The sequence below is a fragment of the Rhodococcus sp. I2R genome (assembly GCF_020889545.1).
Lineage (GTDB): Bacteria > Actinomycetota > Actinomycetes > Mycobacteriales > Mycobacteriaceae > Rhodococcoides.
The window spans coordinates 45,061-62,357 of record NZ_JAHUTG010000017.1 but is presented as its reverse complement, the minus strand read 5'-3'; the positions used below and the strand labels follow the sequence as shown (position 1 = coordinate 62,357).

Sequence of the window (17,297 nt, the reverse complement as noted above, 5' to 3'; positions counted from 1 at the left end):
CAGCGGGTTATTCGACGGTGACGGACTTGGCCAGATTCCGGGGCTTGTCCACGTCGTATCCGCGAGTCTGGGCCACCTCCGCGGCGAAGACCTGAAGTGGCACAGTCGACAGCAGTGGCTGCAGCAGCGTCGGGGCCGCCGGAATCTCGATCAGATGGTCGGCGAACGGCCGTACGGCCTCGTCACCCTCCTCGGCGATCACGACGGTGAGAGCACCCCGAGCCTGGATTTCGCGAATGTTGCTCAGCAGCTTGGAGTGGAGCACCGCGCGGCCCTTCGGCGACGGCATCACCACGATGACCGGGACGCCGTCCTCGATGAGCGCGATGGGGCCGTGCTTGAGCTCGCCGGCGGCGAAACCCTCCGCATGCATGTAGGCGAGCTCCTTGAGCTTCAGCGCGCCCTCCAGCGCCACCGGATATCCGACGTGCCGACCGAGGAACAGGATGGTCGGCGAATGAGCGAGCTCACGAGCCAGCTCACGCACCGGCTCGACTGTTTCGAGCACACGCGCCACCAGCGCCGGCATGGCCTCGATGTCGGCGAATTCCCTGGCCACCTCGTCCGGGTACTTGGTTCCACGGGCCTGAGCCAACGCCAGGCCGACGAGGTAGTTCGCGGTGACCTGAGCAAGGAATGCCTTGGTCGAGGCCACGCCGATTTCCGGTCCCGCCCGGGTGTAGAGAACGGCGTCGGCCTCCCGTGGGATCTGAGAGCCGTTGGTGTTGCAGACCGCCAGCACCCGCGCCTTCTGATCCTTGGCATGACGGACGGCCTCGAGGGTATCGGCGGTCTCACCGGACTGCGAGATGGCCACTACCAGGGTCGAGCGGTCGAGGACCGGGTCGCGGTAGCGGAATTCGCTGGCCAATTCCACCTCGACAGGCAGACGAGTCCAGTGCTCGATGGCGTACTTGGCCACCAAACCGGAGTGGTAGGCGCTGCCGCAGGCAACGACGAACACCTTGTCGACGTCGCGCAGCTCCTGATCGGAGAGTCGCTGCTCGTCGAGCAGGATGCGGCCATGATCGAAGTGACCGATCAACGTGTCCGCGACGGCAGCCGGCTGCTCTTCGATTTCCTTCAGCATGAAGTAGTCGTGGCCACCTTTTTCCGCTGCCGCCAGGTCCCAGTCGATGCGGAACGGGCGGCCGGCCACCTCTTCGCCGCCGAAATCGGTGATCGTGTAGCCCGCGGCGGTGATGACCACGACCTGGTCCTGCCCCAGCTCCACCGCATCGCGGGTGTGTTCGATGAACGCAGCGACATCGGATCCCAGGAACGTCTCACCCTCGCCGACGCCGACTACCAGGGGCGTCGAACGACGGGCCGCGACGATGGTGTCGGGGTGGTCGGAATGGGTGAAGACCAAGGTGAACGCGCCTTCGAGGCGACGCACGACCGTCTTGGCGCTCTCGATGAAGTCACCTGCGGTCTCGCCGCTCGCGTAAGCCTGGGAGACGAGGTGCACGGCCACCTCGGTGTCGGTATCGCTGTGAAACTCGATTCCTGCTGCTTCCAGCTCCGACCGCAGCGGCGCAAAGTTCTCGATGATTCCGTTGTGGACCACCGACACCGCACCCGACGCGTCCCGGTGTGGATGCGCGTTGCGATCGGTCGGACGACCGTGGGTGGCCCAGCGGGTGTGCCCCATACCCGTCGTACCCACGAACTTATCGGCGCCTATTTCATCGAGCTCGGCCTCCAGGTTCGACAACCGCCCCGCTTTGCGCTCGACGGCCGTGGACCCCGCACCGTCGAGAATGGCTATCCCAGCAGAGTCGTAGCCTCTGTATTCCATGCGCCGCAGCGCCTCGACCACCACACCCAGAGCTGGGCGGTGTCCGACGTATCCCACGATTCCGCACATGGTGGTTCAGGGTACCCGGCATTGCATCGGCCCCATACCTGCCTCGAGCCCACCCGATCCGATAGCGTTGCAGCCGTGGCGACACCCAAGAAGCTTGCAGCACTCCTCGGCAAACGCGGTCCGCACAAGGTGCTTCGCGGCGACCTTGCTTTCGCCGGCCAACCGGGAGTGGTATTCACCCCAGCCGAGGGTTACAACTTGCCTGCCGTCGCTTTCGGCCACGGCTGGCTTCTCGGAACCAACCGATACAAGGGCACCCTCGAACACCTCGCTTCCTGGGGAATCGTGGCGGCAGCGCCCGACACCGGCCGCGGCCCGATGCCGTCACACCGCGGTCTCGCCACCGATCTCGGCACAGTCCTCGACATCGTGACAGGGGTTCGACTCGGCGGCGGCGACATCAGCGTCCACCCCGACAAGCTGGGTGTCGCAGGCCACGGAATGGGCGCCGGTGTGGCGGTTCTCGCAGCTGCAGCGCGTCACGATGTCAAAGCCGTCGCAGCGCTCTTCCCTGCGCCGACCTCGCCGAGCGCGGAGGACGCGGCCGCAACACTGACCGTGCCCGGGTTGGTTCTCGGCGACGCAGCACTGACCGACACATTGAACGACAACACGAACTCACTGGCGCAGGCCATGGGAGAGCAATCCACGTTCCGTCGGCTCGAGAAGGCATCATCCGACGGGATGGTGGAAGGCAGAAGGCTGCTGAGCCCGCTCGGGGTCGCCAAGACCGAGCGATGGACGGTCAACACCACCCGGGTACTGCTGACCGCATTCATGCTCTACCACCTCACGGGTGAGTCGAAGTACGAGGACCTCGCGGGCAGCGGAGAGCTGAAGAACACCCGCGTCGTCGATCCCCACGAGCCCATCGAGGACCAGGCGAAGTCGAGCCCGATTTCCACCGTGCGCGCCCTGATCGGTCGCTGACGGTCAACCTTGCCTGCGGGATCGAGACCGAGGCTTCACTGCAGCCAGCTGGTACGAGGAAGGTCTGGGTCCTCCTCCTGCGGCCATGTCGGGCGGGTTCGGCGATCGAGATGGGCCGCCACCAGGTACGACGTAGGTTCGTCGGGAGAAGTCGGCTGCGGAGCCGTGCGCTGGCCGGTGTGCACCGATTTCCCGGCCGAGCGCACCCGAGCCGCTGCCTGCACTGTTCGACCGAACTTTCGGTCGGCCTCGGCAAGCGCTGCTGAACGCTCTGCGCTGAATTTTCGCATCTCGCTGCGCCACCACGGCGTATGAGTGGTCGGCGTATGAGTGATCACAGCGGCCCAGCCTCCATCAATCGTGCACCGGATTTACCGTGCACTTCCCCCGCCGCTGGCATCGCAGCGGGTTCAGGTGTGGGTGTGGGTGTGGGTGTGGGTGTGGGTGTGGGAACGGCAGCGGGCTCGGGCTCGGGTGCCGGTGTGGGTGCGGCAGGGGCTTGCGGCCCGTTGTCTACCCGCTGAACCGGTGCCGGGGTGAATGCTCCGACAGTGTCCGTCGGCTCGTCCGTGCACACCACGATCGGCAGCCCGAACGGTCCAGGCTTCAGCTCGAAGCGACTGCTCCCGATCGGCGTACCCAACTCCAATGCCACTGCCCCGTTGTGTGCCAACGCAATTCGTGCACTGTGCCCGTCGAGGGCCGCCTCGAAATGGCCGCGCTCGACGAACTCCCCGGCCGGGGGCGCTGGCTGCGAGGGTATTGGATGCGGGGGCGCTGCCTCGGGTGCCGGACGTGCTCCCGAGGCACCGCCCTCGTCGCGGCCCACCCCGCCGGAAGCGGATGGGCGGTCGTCTGGGTTATCGGGGTTGTCGGAAATTCTGGGAGTTTGGGAAGTTCTGGGGGTTTCGGAAACTCCTGGACACCCTTGCCCACCCGTATCCGATGCACCGGCATCGTTCGCCATCAGAGCAGCGACGGCCTCGCCGAGCAGTGACTTCATCCGCTCGGTCAGCTCGTGCCCCGCCCGCTCGAACGCCCGACCGAGTTGCTCGCAGTCGGGTTCGGTTCCGAGCACCGATTCGACAGCAGCTCGCACGTCTGCAGGTCGCTCGTCAGCAGGTGTCGGTGTGGACTCCTCACCCGACGCGGGCGCAAGGGGTGCACCTCCCGCCATTCGGGCACGCTCCGCTGCGACTGAGGTGCCGGCTGGATTCTCACCGCCTACGGCGCGCGGTGTGGCCTCCGCGGTTGCTGCACGTACAGGCACCTCGGTCCCAGGAGGTCCATCGCCGTTCACTGCATCGACGACCGCCGCGAGCGTCGACAGAACGCCACGCACCTCGGTATCCGTCGCCGCACACACGTCCACGAGATTCCGGCAGGCACCGTCCACGATGGGTGCGAAGGTCTCACGCAACCACTTCTCGCTTACTGCCCGTGCGTGCCGCAACTGCTCGGTGGGCCCGTGCTCGGTGGGTCCGAAATTCTCTGGTCCGGGAGAGGCTGGTGCCGGAGCGATGACGGACGGCAGCACGGCAGCGAGTGATCGGATGTCACCGAGGCCCTGAGCGAAGGTCAACGACTCGGACGGGTCGATCGTGGCGAGAAAATCGATAGCCCGGACTTGGTCGAATGTCATACCGTCGACCGAGGATCGCTCGTGTGAGTCGCTCGAAGTGGGATCGAATTGGCCGATCACCGCTGCCTTGTCCGCAACGGCGCTGTGGAGTGACTCAGCGGCGAACGACACGGCTCCACACAGCTCGTTCAGGGCCTCGGTTCGCGCCCGTCCACGGCGAACGTCCGATCGGAGGTCCGCTACCGCGGATTCCGCCGCGGCACCGCTCCAGGCGCTGTCCAGCTGGTCTATCGCCCCCTGCTGAAGAGCGAGCTGGTCTCGCGCTACCGCAACACAACCGGACAGCGTGCTCGCGTCGATGACCAACGTGTTCGTATCCAGCCCACGTTGTTCGTCGTATCGCGCGCACAGATCGGGATGGTTCCAGTTCGATGCCGGGTCCACACGGCGCAGTATCGGAAGATAATGCTCGAAGTACAGGAGTCCACGACTGCCCTCGTCGAGAAGCGATTCGACCATGGATTTTTCGGGCGGACTCATCGCGGCGCCACCCCGCGAATCGACTGCGCCGTCCCACCATCAGCCGCGGTGTACGCAGCCACCGCGCTACGAAGCCGCGTCGCGTTGTCGTCTTCGCCCTCGCTCCACCGGCGAATCACAGCCTCGACCTCGCCGTAACCCGCAGCAATTCGCGCGCCGAGGTCGGCGTACACACGGCCCGCGACAGCCGGGCCGAAGCTCAGCTCGGTCGCCGCATCTGCTGCGTCGGTCAGAGCGGCCGCAGACCGGACCAGCTCGTCGGCGACACCGGCCACCTTCTCGACATCGATTTCCATTGCGGATCCATTCCCCCACCGTCGAAACCTTTTCGAGGCACATCAACCCCTGTCATGTTCGACGCAGCCCACGTGGAAACGGTTCCGCTCACTGCAGGTAACGTCCGAGAATATAAAGCGAGCCAGAGCACATCTCACCTGCGAGGAGCATCGATGCACATCGGAACCATGGTTAACTACTCGGGGGGATTCAATGAAACGGTCGCCGAGGTGGCCGAGCTCGAAAAAGCCGGGTTGGACATCATCTTCGTACCCGAGGCGTACTCGTTCGACGCAGTGAGCCAGCTCGGATTCCTGGCGGCCAAGACCTCGACGATCAAAATCGCGTCGGGAATCTTTCAGATCTACACCCGCACGCCGTCCCTGACTGCCATGACCGCCGCGGGCCTCGACTACGTTTCCGACGGGCGATTCGTGCTCGGCCTCGGAGCTTCGGGACCCCAGGTGGTCGAGGGCTTCCACGGCGTCAAGTACGACGCACCCATCGCCCGTACCCGCGAGGTCATCGACATCTGCCGCCAGGTGTGGCGTCGCGAGAAGGTTCAGCACCAGGGCAAGTACTACCAGATCCCGCTCCCGGCCGAGAAGGGAACAGGTCTGGGCAAGCCACTGAAGCTGATCAATCATCCGGTGCGCGAACGTATCCCGGTCGTCATCGCGGCGCTCGGCCCGAAGAACGTCGAACTGACCGCCGAGATTGCAGAGGGCTGGCAGCCGATCTTCTACTACCCAGAAAAGGCCGAACAGGTCTGGGGCGAGGCGTTGGCTGCAGGCAAGGCCAAGCGAGACCCCGCCCTCGGCGACCTACAGGTGTTCGCGAGCCCCGCCCTCGCCATCGGCGACGATGCCGAAAAGTACCTACCGTGGGTCAAACCGCATCTCGCCCTGTACATCGGCGGCATGGGCGCAAAAGGAAAGAACTTCTACAACGATCTCGCCCAGCGTTACGACTACGAAGCCGAGGCCGAGAAGATCCAGGACCTCTACCTCGCCGGCAAGAAGGAGGAAGCTGCCGCTGCTGTACCGGACGAACTGGTGCGGGCAGTCAACCTCATCGGACCGGAGAGCTTCGTCAAGGAGCGAGTGGCCGCGTTCGCCGAAGCCGGCGTGACCACCCTGAACGTCACTCCGCTGGCCGCGGATACTGCCGGACGCGTCGCGCAGCTCAGCGCACTGAAGAACCTGACCGACTGACCTCTCAGACCTGCCCGACCCGGCTCGCCAGCTCCTCGGCGAGCCGGCGGGCGAGGCCAGGTTCGGCTGCCTCGACCATCACACGCACGAGTTGCTCGGTCCCGCTCGGCCGCAGCAGGACTCGGCCGGTGTCGCCGAGAACGCGCTCCACATCGGCCACCCCGTCGAGAACCGTCGGCGCGGTCGCAACTGCGGCCTTGTCCGACACCTCGACGTTGATCAGCACCTGCGGCAGCGTAGTCATCACCGAGGCCAGGTCCGCGAGTGAGCGCCCCGTCTGCGACATCCGACCCATGACGAGCAGCGCAGTGAGCACGCCATCCCCCGTCGTGCCGTGGCGCGGAACGACCACGTGCCCGCTCTGCTCGCCGCCCAGGGCGAAACCTCCCGCACGCAACTCTTCCAGAACATAGCGGTCACCTACGGCAGCGGTCCGCATGGCGATACCCGCCTCGCGCATCGCGATATGCAACCCGAGATTGCTCATGACCGTCGCCACCAGTGTGTTGTCGGTCAAGACGCCGGATTCCTTCATCCCGACCGCCAGCACCGCCATGATGGCGTCCCCATCGACGATCGAACCGGAAGCGTCAACGGCCAGGCATCTGTCCGCGTCACCGTCGTGCGCGATACCGAGATCGGCACCGTGCTCGACGACAGCCTTCTGTAGGTCCTCCATGTGGGTCGAACCGCAACCGTCGTTGATGTTCAGACCATCCGGGTCTGCGTTGATCGCGACGACCCTCGCACCGGCGGCGGTGTAGATCGCGGGGGCGACGAACGACGCCGATCCGTGCGCGCAGTCGACCACGACCGTCAAGCCGTCGAGTCGACCGGAAAGCGCGGCGCCCACGTGACAGATGTAGCGGTCGGCGGCGTCCGTTGCCGAGTTCACACGGCCGATACCTGCACCGGTGGGTGCCGATACCGTGTCACCGCCGCGCGCGATGCACTCTTCGATCCGCACCTCCACCTCGTCGTCCAGCTTGTGGCCGCCTGCAGCGAAGATCTTGATCCCGTTGTCCGGCATGGGATTGTGCGAGGCCGAGATCATGACACCCAGGCAGGCGCCGTATTCGGCCGTCAGGAATGCGACTGCCGGGGTAGGCAGAACACCGACGTCCACGACATCGACGCCGGATGCGGTGAGCCCAGCCGTGACAGCGGCCGCCAGCATCTCCCCACTCGCGCGTGGATCGCGGCCGACAACAGCTACCGGCCGAGCATCGCCCGAGGCCGGAACCAACACCGTTGCCGCGGCTCTGGCGACTTTCAACGCCAGTTCCGGCGTCAACAGCCCGTTGGCCAGACCCCGAACACCGTCGGTACCGAACAGTCGAGTCATGCGGACCCGTCCCCCCTATCGCCGGAGCAGAACAAAGAATCGATTGTGCGAAACGCCGCGAGGGCAGGCACCGGATACTGCATCGGCGCCTGCCCTCGCGGGTAGAACTTGGTAAAGCGTCAGCGCTTCGAGTACTGCGAAGCCTTACGGGCCTTCTTCAGGCCGTACTTCTTGCGCTCGACCGCACGCGCGTCACGCGTGAGGAAGCCGGCAGCCTTGAGAGCCGGACGATCCTCGGGCGTGACCTCGATGAGGGCGCGCGAGATGGCCAGACGCAACGCGCCTGCTTGGCCGGACGGTCCGCCACCGTGCAGAAGCGCGATGATGTCGAAGGACTCCGCACGATCGACGAGCACCAGCGGAGCCTTGATCAGCTGCTGGTGAACCTTGTTCGGGAAGTAGTCTTCGAGGCTGCGACCGTTGAGCTTGAAACCACCGGTTCCGCCCGAGAAACGCACGCGAGCGACAGCTTCTTTACGACGACCGACGGTCTGGACCGGGCGATCGATCGAAATCGGCGCGGGAGCGGCAGCAGCGGCCTCGATTTCGTCGACCACCAAGGGCTCTTCCACGGACACGAACTCGTCCGCGGCGATCTCCACGACCTCTTCCGGGTTTTCCTGCGACGTCACGTCATTTCCCTCCGGCGCCGTCACTGGGACACCTGCTTGATCTCGAACGGAACGGGCTGCTGGGCGGCGTGCGGGTGGTTCGGTCCCGCGTAGACCTTCAGCTTGCCCACGATGGCATTGCCGAGCTTGTTCTTGGGGATCATGCCCTTGACGGCATTTTCCACGAGACGGTCGGGGTTCTTCGCGAGAACCTCACCGACGGTGCGCGACTTCAGACCGCCCGGGTGGCCGGAGTGGTGGTAGAGAAGCTTGTCATCGCGCTTGTTGCCGCTGATGGCAACCTTCTCCGCGTTGATGATGACGACGAAGTCGCCGCCGTCGACGTTGGGTGCGTAGGTCGGCTTGTGCTTGCCGCGGAGCAGGGTCGCTGCCTGGACGGCGAGGCGTCCGAGCACGACGTCCGTGGCGTCGATCACATGCCAAGTCCGGGTGGTGTCCCCGGCCTTCGGGCTGTATGTAGACACAGAAATTCCTGTCTTCATGATGTCGCTGCTGGCCAAGACGTGTTGATGACCTCGGCGGCCAGTTGAGACCCGAGAGCAAGAGTTCGCCGCGCAGCACATGCCGCGGCGACCCCATACACGCCAACGAGCGACGATACCGGGAACTACTCCCCCAGGTCAAAACGCCCACAGCGGAGATCAGCGCAGCCGGACGCACGCGATGCACCGTCGGGCTGCGGGCAGGGCCTCCATGCGAGCGTCCGCGATCGCCACTCCGCACCGCTCGCATCGTCCGTAGGCACCGGTCCGCACACGCTCCGCTGCCGCGTCCAGTTCCCGCAACTCAGCCTCCGCATCCCGCGCGAGGGACAGAACTGTGGCCCGCTCGAACGCGATGGTAGATCCCTCCGGATCGTGCTCGTCGTCGTCGGTGGACCACCTCGACCCGTCGATGATCGCGCGGAATTGTCGCTGCAGCGACTCGAGACGCGCCGACACCACGGCCCGTTCCTCGGCTATCCGCTCGCGGTTGCGCTCGGCGCACTCATCCATGAAGCAAGTGAACTACGGATGCGCACTCTGCACGCACATCCGACCGAAACGGCCCCGATATCGCCGATCACTCGTCGATACCGGGGCCGCTGTGCGTCGGTCAGGAAAAGCGCGACCTGTTCAGCGCTTCCTGCTCCTGCATCCGCTGATTGCCCGAGGACACAGCACCGATCAAGCTCTGCAGAACACCGTTCAGCTCCGCCTGAGCCGCGTTCCACTCCGCCTGCTTGACCTGGTAGGCATCGGAGTCTGCCCCCTGCCAGGTGGCGACGAGAGGCTGAATCGACGATTTGATCTCGTCGAGCCGCTCGTTGAGGGCAGACCACTTGGTCGTCAGACCGCCCGTCAGGTCGCCGATGGCGCCGAAGTTGTACTTGATTTCACCGTTCATCATGAGTTCCTCGTGTTCGTTCGGTCGACCGTTGTCGACTCCGCATCGCGCAGTGGATTGTGGGTTGAATTCTCAATCATGTTTTCGTGTAGCCGAATTCGACTCTGCGATCAGATCGGGTGAGCAGATCAGAGGTTGAGCGATCCGCCCACGCTGCGCAGCTGCGACGCGTTGTCCTGCTCGGACTGGTCGTACTGAATACCGCTCGTCTTGATCGACTCGCTGATGCCCGACAGCGCGTTCTCGAGCTTGAAGGCGCTGGAGTCCCAGCTGGTCATGACCTGCGCGAATGTCGTCGACGCGGAACCCTTCCAGATTCCCGATGCAGCCATGTCGACGTCCGCGCGCAGCGCGCGCAACAAGCCGCCGATCTGCTCGCGCAGGCCGTCGACCTTCGCGGCGACGGCGAGCATGGTCGCAATATCGGTTTCTGCCATGTCGACTCCTCTTGTGTTCTTCGGTTGCGAGCACTCGGGCGAATACTCGGTCGGGGCTGCGGTTCGCTACGGCAAACCTGCGGATGTCCCCCCTACATCTGATTGGACGCACCCACACCATCGGAGGTTCCATTTCGATGGTGATCTTTCCGAAGAACCGGGCGGTCGGTCACGGAGGCGAGACCCGCAGGGTGCTCGCAGCACGGGAACAGTCGTCCTCGAGTGCAGCTTCCGCACCCAGCAAGGATTGGCATCCGATGCCGATTTGAATGCCGTCCTCGACGAATACGCGCCATCGGACGACGGAGTACTCGTCCGGGGACTCGACATAGGAGATACCTACCCGTCCGCCGAAGTCCGTGGCTCGGGTGTAGCCGTCGATGGTCGGCCTCTCACCGCGCGCGGACACTTGGTCGGCCAGATCATCCGCGACATCGTCGAACGACACGCCAGGAGCCAACTCGACGGTAGTGAGCACGATGCGACGATCCGGCCCATCCGGCGGAATCAGAAGCGACCGGTCCGTCTCCGCTCGTTCGGACCACGTCGCGGGCAGTTCGACACTCGCGCGACCGAACGAATAGGTGCCGGACGGCGGCATTGGCGAGGACGACGGTGCCGGCGGCGGTGACACCGAGGAGGACGGTAGTACTGGCGGCGGTGACACCGACGAGGACAGCGGCACAGTCGAGGGGTCCCCCAGCGTGTGCACCGCGACCGGGGACGGGTTCGGCCACAGAGCGCGGATCCCGGTGACGGCCGCAGTAGCCAGAACGAGCGCACCGAGGGCGCCCACGATGACGGCACCGGTCCGTCGTTCTGCGCGTGGCGCTGCGTGGACCTCGTCGAGCCAGGCTGCGGCGCGCGACGAGGTCAACGGCAGAGGATCTTCGGCCAGATCGTGTGAAAGCACGGGATGGGACAAGCGCGGACCGAATGGGTCCGCCTGCTCGGCGATCCCGACGCGCGCAGCCATCGAGACGACCACGTCGGGTCCCCGCAGCCGGTGCACCCTGTATCCGGTGTCGGCGAGTAGTGCTCTTGCGCCACGGCGACGCGAGGCATCCAACACGAACACCTCCACCGGGTCGGTCCGCACACCGGCCGCTACGTGCCCGGCGACGGTGTCGCGGATGGATCCTTCGCTACTCGGCTCCGAGTCCAGGTCACGGCAACCGATCGCTGCCCAGTGCGCCGACCTGACGTAGTCGTCCTCGGATCCGTCTGCCTCGGCACGAAGTGACAGTGCGCTGATGGTGCAGGACAGCTCACCGAGTTCGACCACCACTGCGAAGGCGGGTACCCGCTCTCCCCGTGATCGAGCCGCGGCAGTAGCTGCGTCCACCACCAGCACCTCGCGAGCCACCGGCTGCACTGCCCGCCGAAGGGTGGCGCGCCGCGGTGGACCCCACGAGGACGGGCACGCAATTTCCAGCAGATCCACCGGGCAAACGGCGCCCGCACCGCGCAACGCTTGCTCCACCAGCGCACCGAGAACATGCTCGGTGCGGACCAATGTTTCGCCGACGAGGATGTCGGGATCGTCGATGAAGGCCCAAGGGAAGCTCTCGACACCCTCCCCCTCGGACGAAGCGACGTCCCGCTCCCTGTCATGCTCGCCGATCTCCGCACGCGAATCGCGGTCGTCGAGGCACACCAGCACCCCTTCGTGCATCGACACCTGCGTCCAGAACTCGCGATGTGTGACGTGCGATCCCGTCGCCAGCAGGATCGAAATGGAACCGTCGCCGAGATGGATCGCAGCGTAAGTCCGGTCTGTGCTCACTGCGGCGACCATGCAAGCTGGATCAGCGATTGCCCACGACGGTCGACCAGCATTCCGCGTCCTGGCGGCATCGGCCCCGGCTTGACCGATCCGATCAGATTGCCCTCGTCGCGATTGCCGTTCATCACCAGGCCAGGTGAGACGAGGTCACGCATACGCGAGACGACCTGGTCGTACATCGTTCTCGAAGCGCCACCGGATCGCCGGGCAACCACGAGATGGAACCCGATGTCGCGGGCATGCGGGAGGTAGTCCGCCAGCACCGTCAGCGGATTTCCCGACGCGGTCGCGACGAGATCGTAGTCGTCGACGATCACGAAGATCTCGGGTCCGCTCCACCATGACCGCTCACGGAGTTGCTGCGGCGTCACGTCCGCTCCCGGCATCCGCTCACCGAGTTTCGTTGCCAGCTCCGCCATCATGGTCGACAGGACAGGAGCAGATGCTGCGTAGCCCGCGAGGTGCTCGGCATCGATCGCACCGAGCATCGTGCGCCGGTAGTCGACGAGGACGATCTTGACCTGCGCGGGGGAATTCGACTCCACCAGCGAGGAGCAGATCGACTTCAGCAACGCGGTCTTTCCGCATTCGGTGTCCCCGAACACGAGGAAGTGCGCTTGCTCGGCGAAATCGACGGCAACTGGTTTCAGCTCTGCCTCGTCGATTCCGACGGGGACCCACAATTCCGGGGTGTTCTCACGCGACCTGGGCCAACGGTCGACCAACTGGCGTCGGAGTTCGACGAGAGTGAGGTTGTCGGGCAGCATCCGGACAGGCGGGGCCGCTCTACCGTCGTACTCGGCAGCTATCTTCGCCACTGCCGATTGGATACCGGCTCCGAGGTCGACCGCGGAGGAGGACCCGTCGATTCTCGGCAGGGCCGTCAGCAGGTGTAGTCCGTCCTTCGTCATCCCTCGTCCTGGGCGGTCCTCGGGAACGCGACCGGCTTTCGCTCGGCCGACCTCGGAGTCCGATGGATCGCCGAGTTTGAGTTCCACCCGGGTACCGATGAGATCTTTGGTTGCCGGTCGAATCTCGGCCCACCTGCTCGCGGTGATCAACAGGTGTATTCCGTAGGACAAGCCCTGAGCGGCTAGCGATGCCAACTGCGTCTCGAGCGTCTCGAAGTCCGAGCGAATACTCGCCCACCCGTCGACCACGAGAAACACGTCACCGAAGCTGTCTTCCGCGTCGATCGGCTGCTCCGCCCGGCGCCGACGGAAGTCGGCCATGGAGTCGATTCCGCGTCGCCGGAAGAGTTGCTCACGTTGGCCGACGACGGTGGCGACCTCGGCGACTGTCCGGCGCACTCGATCGACGTCGAGTCGGCTCGCAACGGAACCCACGTGCGGGAGATCGATGAGCCCGTTCAGAGTTCCCCCGCCGAAATCAAGGCAATAGAACTGAACCTGTTCGGGAGTGTGGGTCGACGCCAGCGACATCACGAGCGTGCGTAGAGCAGTCGACTTCCCGGACTGCGGACCCCCCACAATTGCCAGATGCCCCTGCGCACCGGCCAGATCGACTTCCAATACTTCGCGTCGCTGATCGTAGGGCCGGTCCACTACGCCGACGGGAACGCGCAGTGTTGCATTCGCCCCACCCGCGGAGCTGGTTCTCGTATCCGCTATCAACCGATCGAGGCTCGGTGAGCGATCGAGCGGCGGTAGCCACACCTCGTGAGCCGGCGCTCCGTGACCTCGGACTCGATCGACGACCACATCGAGCACCGTGCGCCCGTCCGCGCGATCGATGGAGGCATCTGCGCCGAGCTCATCGGGGATCGAAGTGACCGACGCCGGAAGCGTCTCATCGGTGGCCGGCCGTTCTATCTGCACAGCGAAGGCGCCGAAGTAGCGCGGCCGGATGTCGGCGCCCGAGCGCCTGCTTCTGCGGGCGCTACGACGCGGAGGTACATAGGGGCCGGAGACGTACGACGCCGCGAACCGTACGATCTCGGCGGAGTCGCATTTGAGGTAGCCCGCGCCGGGTTGGGCGGGTAGATGGTAGGCATCGGGGACCCCGAGCACCGTCCGAGATTCGTTCGCCGAGAACGTTTTCAGCCCTATCCGGTAGGAGAGGTGGCTGTCCAGTCCGCGGAGCTTGCCTTCCTCCAATCGCTGACTCGCCAGCAGCAGATGCATGTGCAGGGACCGTCCGAGACGACCGATCGCCACGAATAGGTCCGCGAAATCCGGTTGTTGACTGAGCAATTCGGAGAACTCGTCGACAACGATGAACAGTGCAGGCATCGGCGCGAGAGCGGCTCCCGTGGAGCGCGCCCTCTCGTAATCGGTGACATTCGCGAAATTCCCCGAGTCACGCAGGAGCTCCTGACGCCTGTTCATCTCGCCGGCCAGGGCGTCCTTCATCCGATCTACCATCGCGAGATCGTCCGACAGGTTCGTGATGACTGCTGCGACGTGCGGTGCCTCGTCGAGGCCGGCGAACGTCGCACCGCCCTTGAAGTCGACGAGAACGAGATTGAGCTGCTCCGGAGCATGCGTCGCAATCAGGCCGAGTACCAACGTCCGGAGAAATTCGGACTTGCCGGAGCCGGTTGCACCGATGCACAGCCCGTGCGGGCCCATGCCGTTCTCCGCAGACTCCTTCAGATCGATCTCGACCGGACTTCCGTCCGGTGCGATTCCGATGGGCACACGCAATCGATCTCGACCTCGACGTGGCACCCACACTCGTGCCGGTTCGAGCTGGCCCACGTCGGCGATAGCGAGCAGGGTGTTCCAGCTCGACATCGACGAGAGGTCATCTGCCACCGACTCCGCGCCGAGACGTGAGGTCGTGCGATACGGCGACAGGCGCCGCGAAACCGTCTCGGCCTGAGCCACACTCATCGAGTCGGCCGAACCGAAGACTTCGACGTGCGCCCCGGTCAAGGCTCCGATGGAACCGTTCTCGGTGAACAGGCGCAACCCTCGGCTCGCTGCGAGGGCAGTCGCTACATCAGTCAGATCGACTATTGTGACCGCGTCCAATCCGGTCCGGAGAACATCGGTGCCGCTGTTGTCGAGTAGGCCGCCATCGACCACGATGACCAGGTGCGGAACACCTGCTGCGACAGGGGCTCCCCTGGTGAAACGGTTTCGAAGCGCGAGGTGTTCACCGAGAGCGCCCTCGAGTTCGAGAAACGACCCGTAGATCATCCGAGCAGTCCCGACGCCGTCCCGATCGATGTCGTGCTGGGTGTGCGGAAGCCATTTCGTCCAGTCCCAGTGCGCCACGGTGTCGGGCCCGCAGACCACTGCGACCCGAACCTGATCCGGATCGTGAAATGTGCACAACGAAGCCAGGATCGCGCGTACGGTCGCACGTCCGGCATCGCGATCCCCGGCCACGGACACGGCCGCGAAACCTCTCAACGACACCGCGGTGGGAAGATGCTCGACCACGGAGTGGGCGCGTACGAACCGTCGCAGCGATACAGCCGAAACCGGTTCGAGCTCGTCCACGGGACCGGTCTCCGGCGGCACGAGCCGCGTCGCCAACCGCTGAGCCCCGCGGCCGATACGAACGTGACAGAAATCAGGATCTGCGCCGCGGCGCTCCCACATTCGGGCAGTGCCGACCATCGTCCACAGCACGTCGGGATCCGGATGCGACCATTCGAGGGCCTCGCGCTGACGCGCTGCCGTGCCGCCGACGTCTTTGCGCAGTTGGTCCAGGTAGCGCAGATAGTCTTTGCGATCCTCGTTCGCCTCCGCGGTGCGCGCACCGTTTCCGCGACCACCGCCGGCGACCATACCGAGCATCGAGACCAGCATCATCGCCGGGAACATGAGCATCATGGGGTTCGCAGCCATGCCCGAGGTGAACATCAGGGCCACCATGCCCACCATGGCCGCGACCATGACCACGGGCATCAGCTTGGTCATGAGGTTGCCGGGGACCACACGTGGGATCTCCGGCGGCGCCTGCAGTGCCACCTCACCGCCCGGTGTGCGCGGCACCGGGCGGCGTGCACCCCTGTCGAACCGAACCGTACTCACGCTGCGAAAGCCCCCACCCCTGTCGGTATCCCCCATTACCGCAGACACTCTCGTTCCCAGGCGAGCTGTCTGTTATCCGCGCAAGGCTAGCCCATCGACGATCACTCGGCCAGCCTGCTCCGGTGCCGGAAGGCGGAATACCTGACCACCGATACCGGTTGAGTCGCAGTGCGACGTTTGCACCGATTCGAAAGGCTGGCCACCGTGTCCGTACCCCTGTCCATTCTCGACCTCGCACACATCGGCGAGGGCGAAAGCGTCAGAGACAGCTTCGACGCCAGCGTTCTACTCGCACAGCAGGCAGAGGAGTGGGGATACCAGCGAATCTGGTACGCCGAGCATCACAACATGAGCTCGATCGCGTCCTCGGCCACCAGCGTTCTCATCGGCCATATCGCCGCCCACACGAGTCGAATCAGGCTCGGATCCGGTGGGGTGATGCTGCCCAACCACGCGCCGCTGACCATTGCCGAACAGTTCGGCACGCTCGCGACGCTGCACCCGGGCCGCATCGACCTCGGCTTGGGTCGCGCGCCCGGTAGCGATCAACAAACGATGCGCGCCATGCGCAGAGATCCGGCCTCGGCCGAACGATTCCCCCAGGACGTGCAGGAATTGCAGGGGTACCTCTCCGATGAGTCACGGGTGCACGGCGTCGTCGCCACACCCGGGTCCGGTACCGAGGTTCCGCTGTACATACTCGGGTCCTCACTTTTCGGCGCCCAGCTGGCGGCTGCGCTGGGCCTTCCGTTCGCGTTCGCCTCGCACTTCGCTCCGGATGCACTCGAGCAGGCCGTCGAAATCTATCGTCGAGAGTTCCGGCCGTCCGAACAGTCGCAGACCCCTCATGTGATCGCCGGTGTCAACGTCATCGCCGCGGACACCGACGAGCAAGCGCAGCAACAGTTCCTGGCCACCAAACGAAGCCGCGTCCGCCTACTTCTCGGTCGAGGACGGAAGTTCACCGACGAGGAAGCCGACTTGATCCTGGATGCACCGCAGGGCAGACAGATCCTGCAGATGACGAAGTATTCCGCGGTGGGCACGCCGTCGGCGGTCAAGGACTATCTGGATCGCTTCACACGACACGCGGACGCCGACGAGCTCATCGTCGCCTCGGGCTCCGGTGATCGCCGGTCGTGGTTACGGTCCTACGAACTCCTCGCCGAGGTCACCGATCTCAAAAATCGAACGCACGCGGGCACACCTGCCTGAGCCCTCCCCGGGGCAATCCCCTGCCCCCGCTACCGTCCGCGCTCGGCTGCACATCGATGTCGTAGAGTCGCTCCCGG

Annotated in this window: 15 protein-coding genes; 3 read left to right on the top strand and 12 right to left on the bottom strand. The window is 65.1% G+C overall.

All coding sequences use genetic code 11. The features are described 5' to 3' along the window. Positions 1–7 precede the first annotated feature (7 nt). A complete protein-coding gene (gene glmS, locus KVY23_RS17630) occupies positions 8–1,870 on the bottom strand; it encodes a glutamine--fructose-6-phosphate transaminase (isomerizing) (RefSeq protein ID WP_075838854.1) in 1,863 nt (620 codons plus the stop codon). A 75-nt stretch (positions 1,871–1,945) separates the two neighbouring features. Here glmS and KVY23_RS17625 point away from each other — a divergent pair, with 75 nt between their 5' ends. Continuing rightward, positions 1,946–2,800: a dienelactone hydrolase family protein gene (locus KVY23_RS17625; protein WP_230557612.1), complete on the top strand. Its 855-nt coding sequence runs from the start codon at positions 1,946–1,948 to the stop codon at positions 2,798–2,800. Positions 2,801–2,835: 35 nt separating this feature from the next. On the opposite strand, the gene KVY23_RS17620 is transcribed toward KVY23_RS17625, so the two are convergent. From KVY23_RS17620 to KVY23_RS17610, 3 genes are read right to left on the bottom strand one after another with little or no spacing between them, the layout of a single operon-like run. Further along, a complete protein-coding gene (locus tag KVY23_RS17620; RefSeq protein ID WP_230557611.1) occupies positions 2,836–3,138 on the bottom strand; it encodes a hypothetical protein in 303 nt (100 codons plus the stop codon). Next, positions 3,135–4,922, bottom strand: coding sequence for a hypothetical protein (locus tag KVY23_RS17615; RefSeq protein ID WP_230557610.1), 1,788 nt, complete (start codon positions 4,920–4,922; stop codon positions 3,135–3,137). The genes KVY23_RS17620 and KVY23_RS17615 overlap by 4 nt, the downstream gene beginning before the upstream one ends. Next, positions 4,919–5,218 (bottom strand): hypothetical protein, encoded by a 300-nt coding sequence (locus KVY23_RS17610; RefSeq protein ID WP_230557609.1) that lies wholly within the window; start codon positions 5,216–5,218, stop codon positions 4,919–4,921. The genes KVY23_RS17615 and KVY23_RS17610 overlap by 4 nt, the downstream gene beginning before the upstream one ends. Positions 5,219–5,371: 153 nt before the next feature. Here KVY23_RS17610 and KVY23_RS17605 point away from each other — a divergent pair, with 153 nt between their 5' ends. Further along, on the top strand, positions 5,372–6,412 hold the full coding sequence (locus KVY23_RS17605) for an LLM class F420-dependent oxidoreductase (protein WP_230557608.1): 1,041 nt from the start codon (positions 5,372–5,374) through the stop codon (positions 6,410–6,412). A gap of 4 nt (positions 6,413–6,416) precedes the next feature. Here the strand turns inward: KVY23_RS17605 and glmM are convergent, their stop codons facing one another. The 8 genes from glmM to eccCa form a co-directional block, all read right to left on the bottom strand. Next, positions 6,417–7,757, bottom strand: a complete 1,341-nt coding sequence (glmM, locus tag KVY23_RS17600; RefSeq protein ID WP_230557607.1) for a phosphoglucosamine mutase — start codon at positions 7,755–7,757, stop codon at positions 6,417–6,419. Between the two features lie 119 nt (positions 7,758–7,876). Beyond that, positions 7,877–8,413 (bottom strand): 30S ribosomal protein S9, encoded by a 537-nt coding sequence (gene rpsI / locus KVY23_RS17595; RefSeq protein ID WP_230557606.1) that lies wholly within the window; start codon positions 8,411–8,413, stop codon positions 7,877–7,879. Next, positions 8,410–8,853, bottom strand: a complete 444-nt coding sequence (rplM, locus tag KVY23_RS17590; protein ID WP_075838880.1) for a 50S ribosomal protein L13 — start codon at positions 8,851–8,853, stop codon at positions 8,410–8,412. The genes rpsI and rplM overlap by 4 nt, the downstream gene beginning before the upstream one ends. 177 nt (positions 8,854–9,030) lie before the next feature. Continuing rightward, positions 9,031–9,384, bottom strand: coding sequence for a TraR/DksA C4-type zinc finger protein (locus tag KVY23_RS17585; protein WP_206509642.1), 354 nt, complete (start codon positions 9,382–9,384; stop codon positions 9,031–9,033). Positions 9,385–9,484: 100 nt separating this feature from the next. After that, complete coding sequence (locus KVY23_RS17580) at positions 9,485–9,778, bottom strand: WXG100 family type VII secretion target (protein ID WP_075838847.1); 294 nt, start codon at positions 9,776–9,778, stop codon at positions 9,485–9,487. A 125-nt stretch (positions 9,779–9,903) separates the two neighbouring features. Continuing rightward, positions 9,904–10,212 (bottom strand): WXG100 family type VII secretion target, encoded by a 309-nt coding sequence (locus KVY23_RS17575; RefSeq protein WP_075838846.1) that lies wholly within the window; start codon positions 10,210–10,212, stop codon positions 9,904–9,906. Positions 10,213–10,381: 169 nt separating this feature from the next. After that, positions 10,382–11,998, bottom strand: coding sequence for a type VII secretion-associated protein (locus KVY23_RS25150; protein ID WP_230557605.1), 1,617 nt, complete (start codon positions 11,996–11,998; stop codon positions 10,382–10,384). After that, entirely contained in the window at positions 11,995–16,005 is a 4,011-nt protein-coding gene (gene eccCa / locus KVY23_RS17565; RefSeq protein ID WP_230557604.1) for a type VII secretion protein EccCa, read from the bottom strand. The genes KVY23_RS25150 and eccCa overlap by 4 nt, the downstream gene beginning before the upstream one ends. A gap of 204 nt (positions 16,006–16,209) precedes the next feature. Between eccCa and KVY23_RS17560 the strand changes: the two genes are divergently transcribed. Continuing rightward, the gene (locus KVY23_RS17560) at positions 16,210–17,220 is read left to right on the top strand and encodes an LLM class flavin-dependent oxidoreductase (RefSeq protein WP_230557603.1); all 1,011 of its coding nucleotides are present in this window, start codon (positions 16,210–16,212) and stop codon (positions 17,218–17,220) included. Positions 17,221–17,297 lie beyond the last annotated feature (77 nt).

Coding starts and splice junctions, on each gene's coding strand:
- KVY23_RS17580 (WP_075838847.1), bottom strand. CDS start 9,778: ATGATGAACGGTGAAATCAAGTACAACTTCGGCGCCATCGGCGACCTG.
- KVY23_RS17585 (WP_206509642.1), bottom strand. CDS start 9,384: ATGGATGAGTGCGCCGAGCGCAACCGCGAGCGGATAGCCGAGGAACGG.
- KVY23_RS17575 (WP_075838846.1), bottom strand. CDS start 10,212: ATGGCAGAAACCGATATTGCGACCATGCTCGCCGTCGCCGCGAAGGTC.
- glmM (WP_230557607.1), bottom strand. CDS start 7,757: ATGACTCGACTGTTCGGTACCGACGGTGTTCGGGGTCTGGCCAACGGG.
- KVY23_RS17615 (WP_230557610.1), bottom strand. CDS start 4,922: ATGAGTCCGCCCGAAAAATCCATGGTCGAATCGCTTCTCGACGAGGGC.
- KVY23_RS17610 (WP_230557609.1), bottom strand. CDS start 5,218: ATGGAAATCGATGTCGAGAAGGTGGCCGGTGTCGCCGACGAGCTGGTC.
- glmS (WP_075838854.1), bottom strand. CDS start 1,870: ATGTGCGGAATCGTGGGATACGTCGGACACCGCCCAGCTCTGGGTGTG.
- KVY23_RS17605 (WP_230557608.1), top strand. CDS start 5,372: ATGCACATCGGAACCATGGTTAACTACTCGGGGGGATTCAATGAAACG.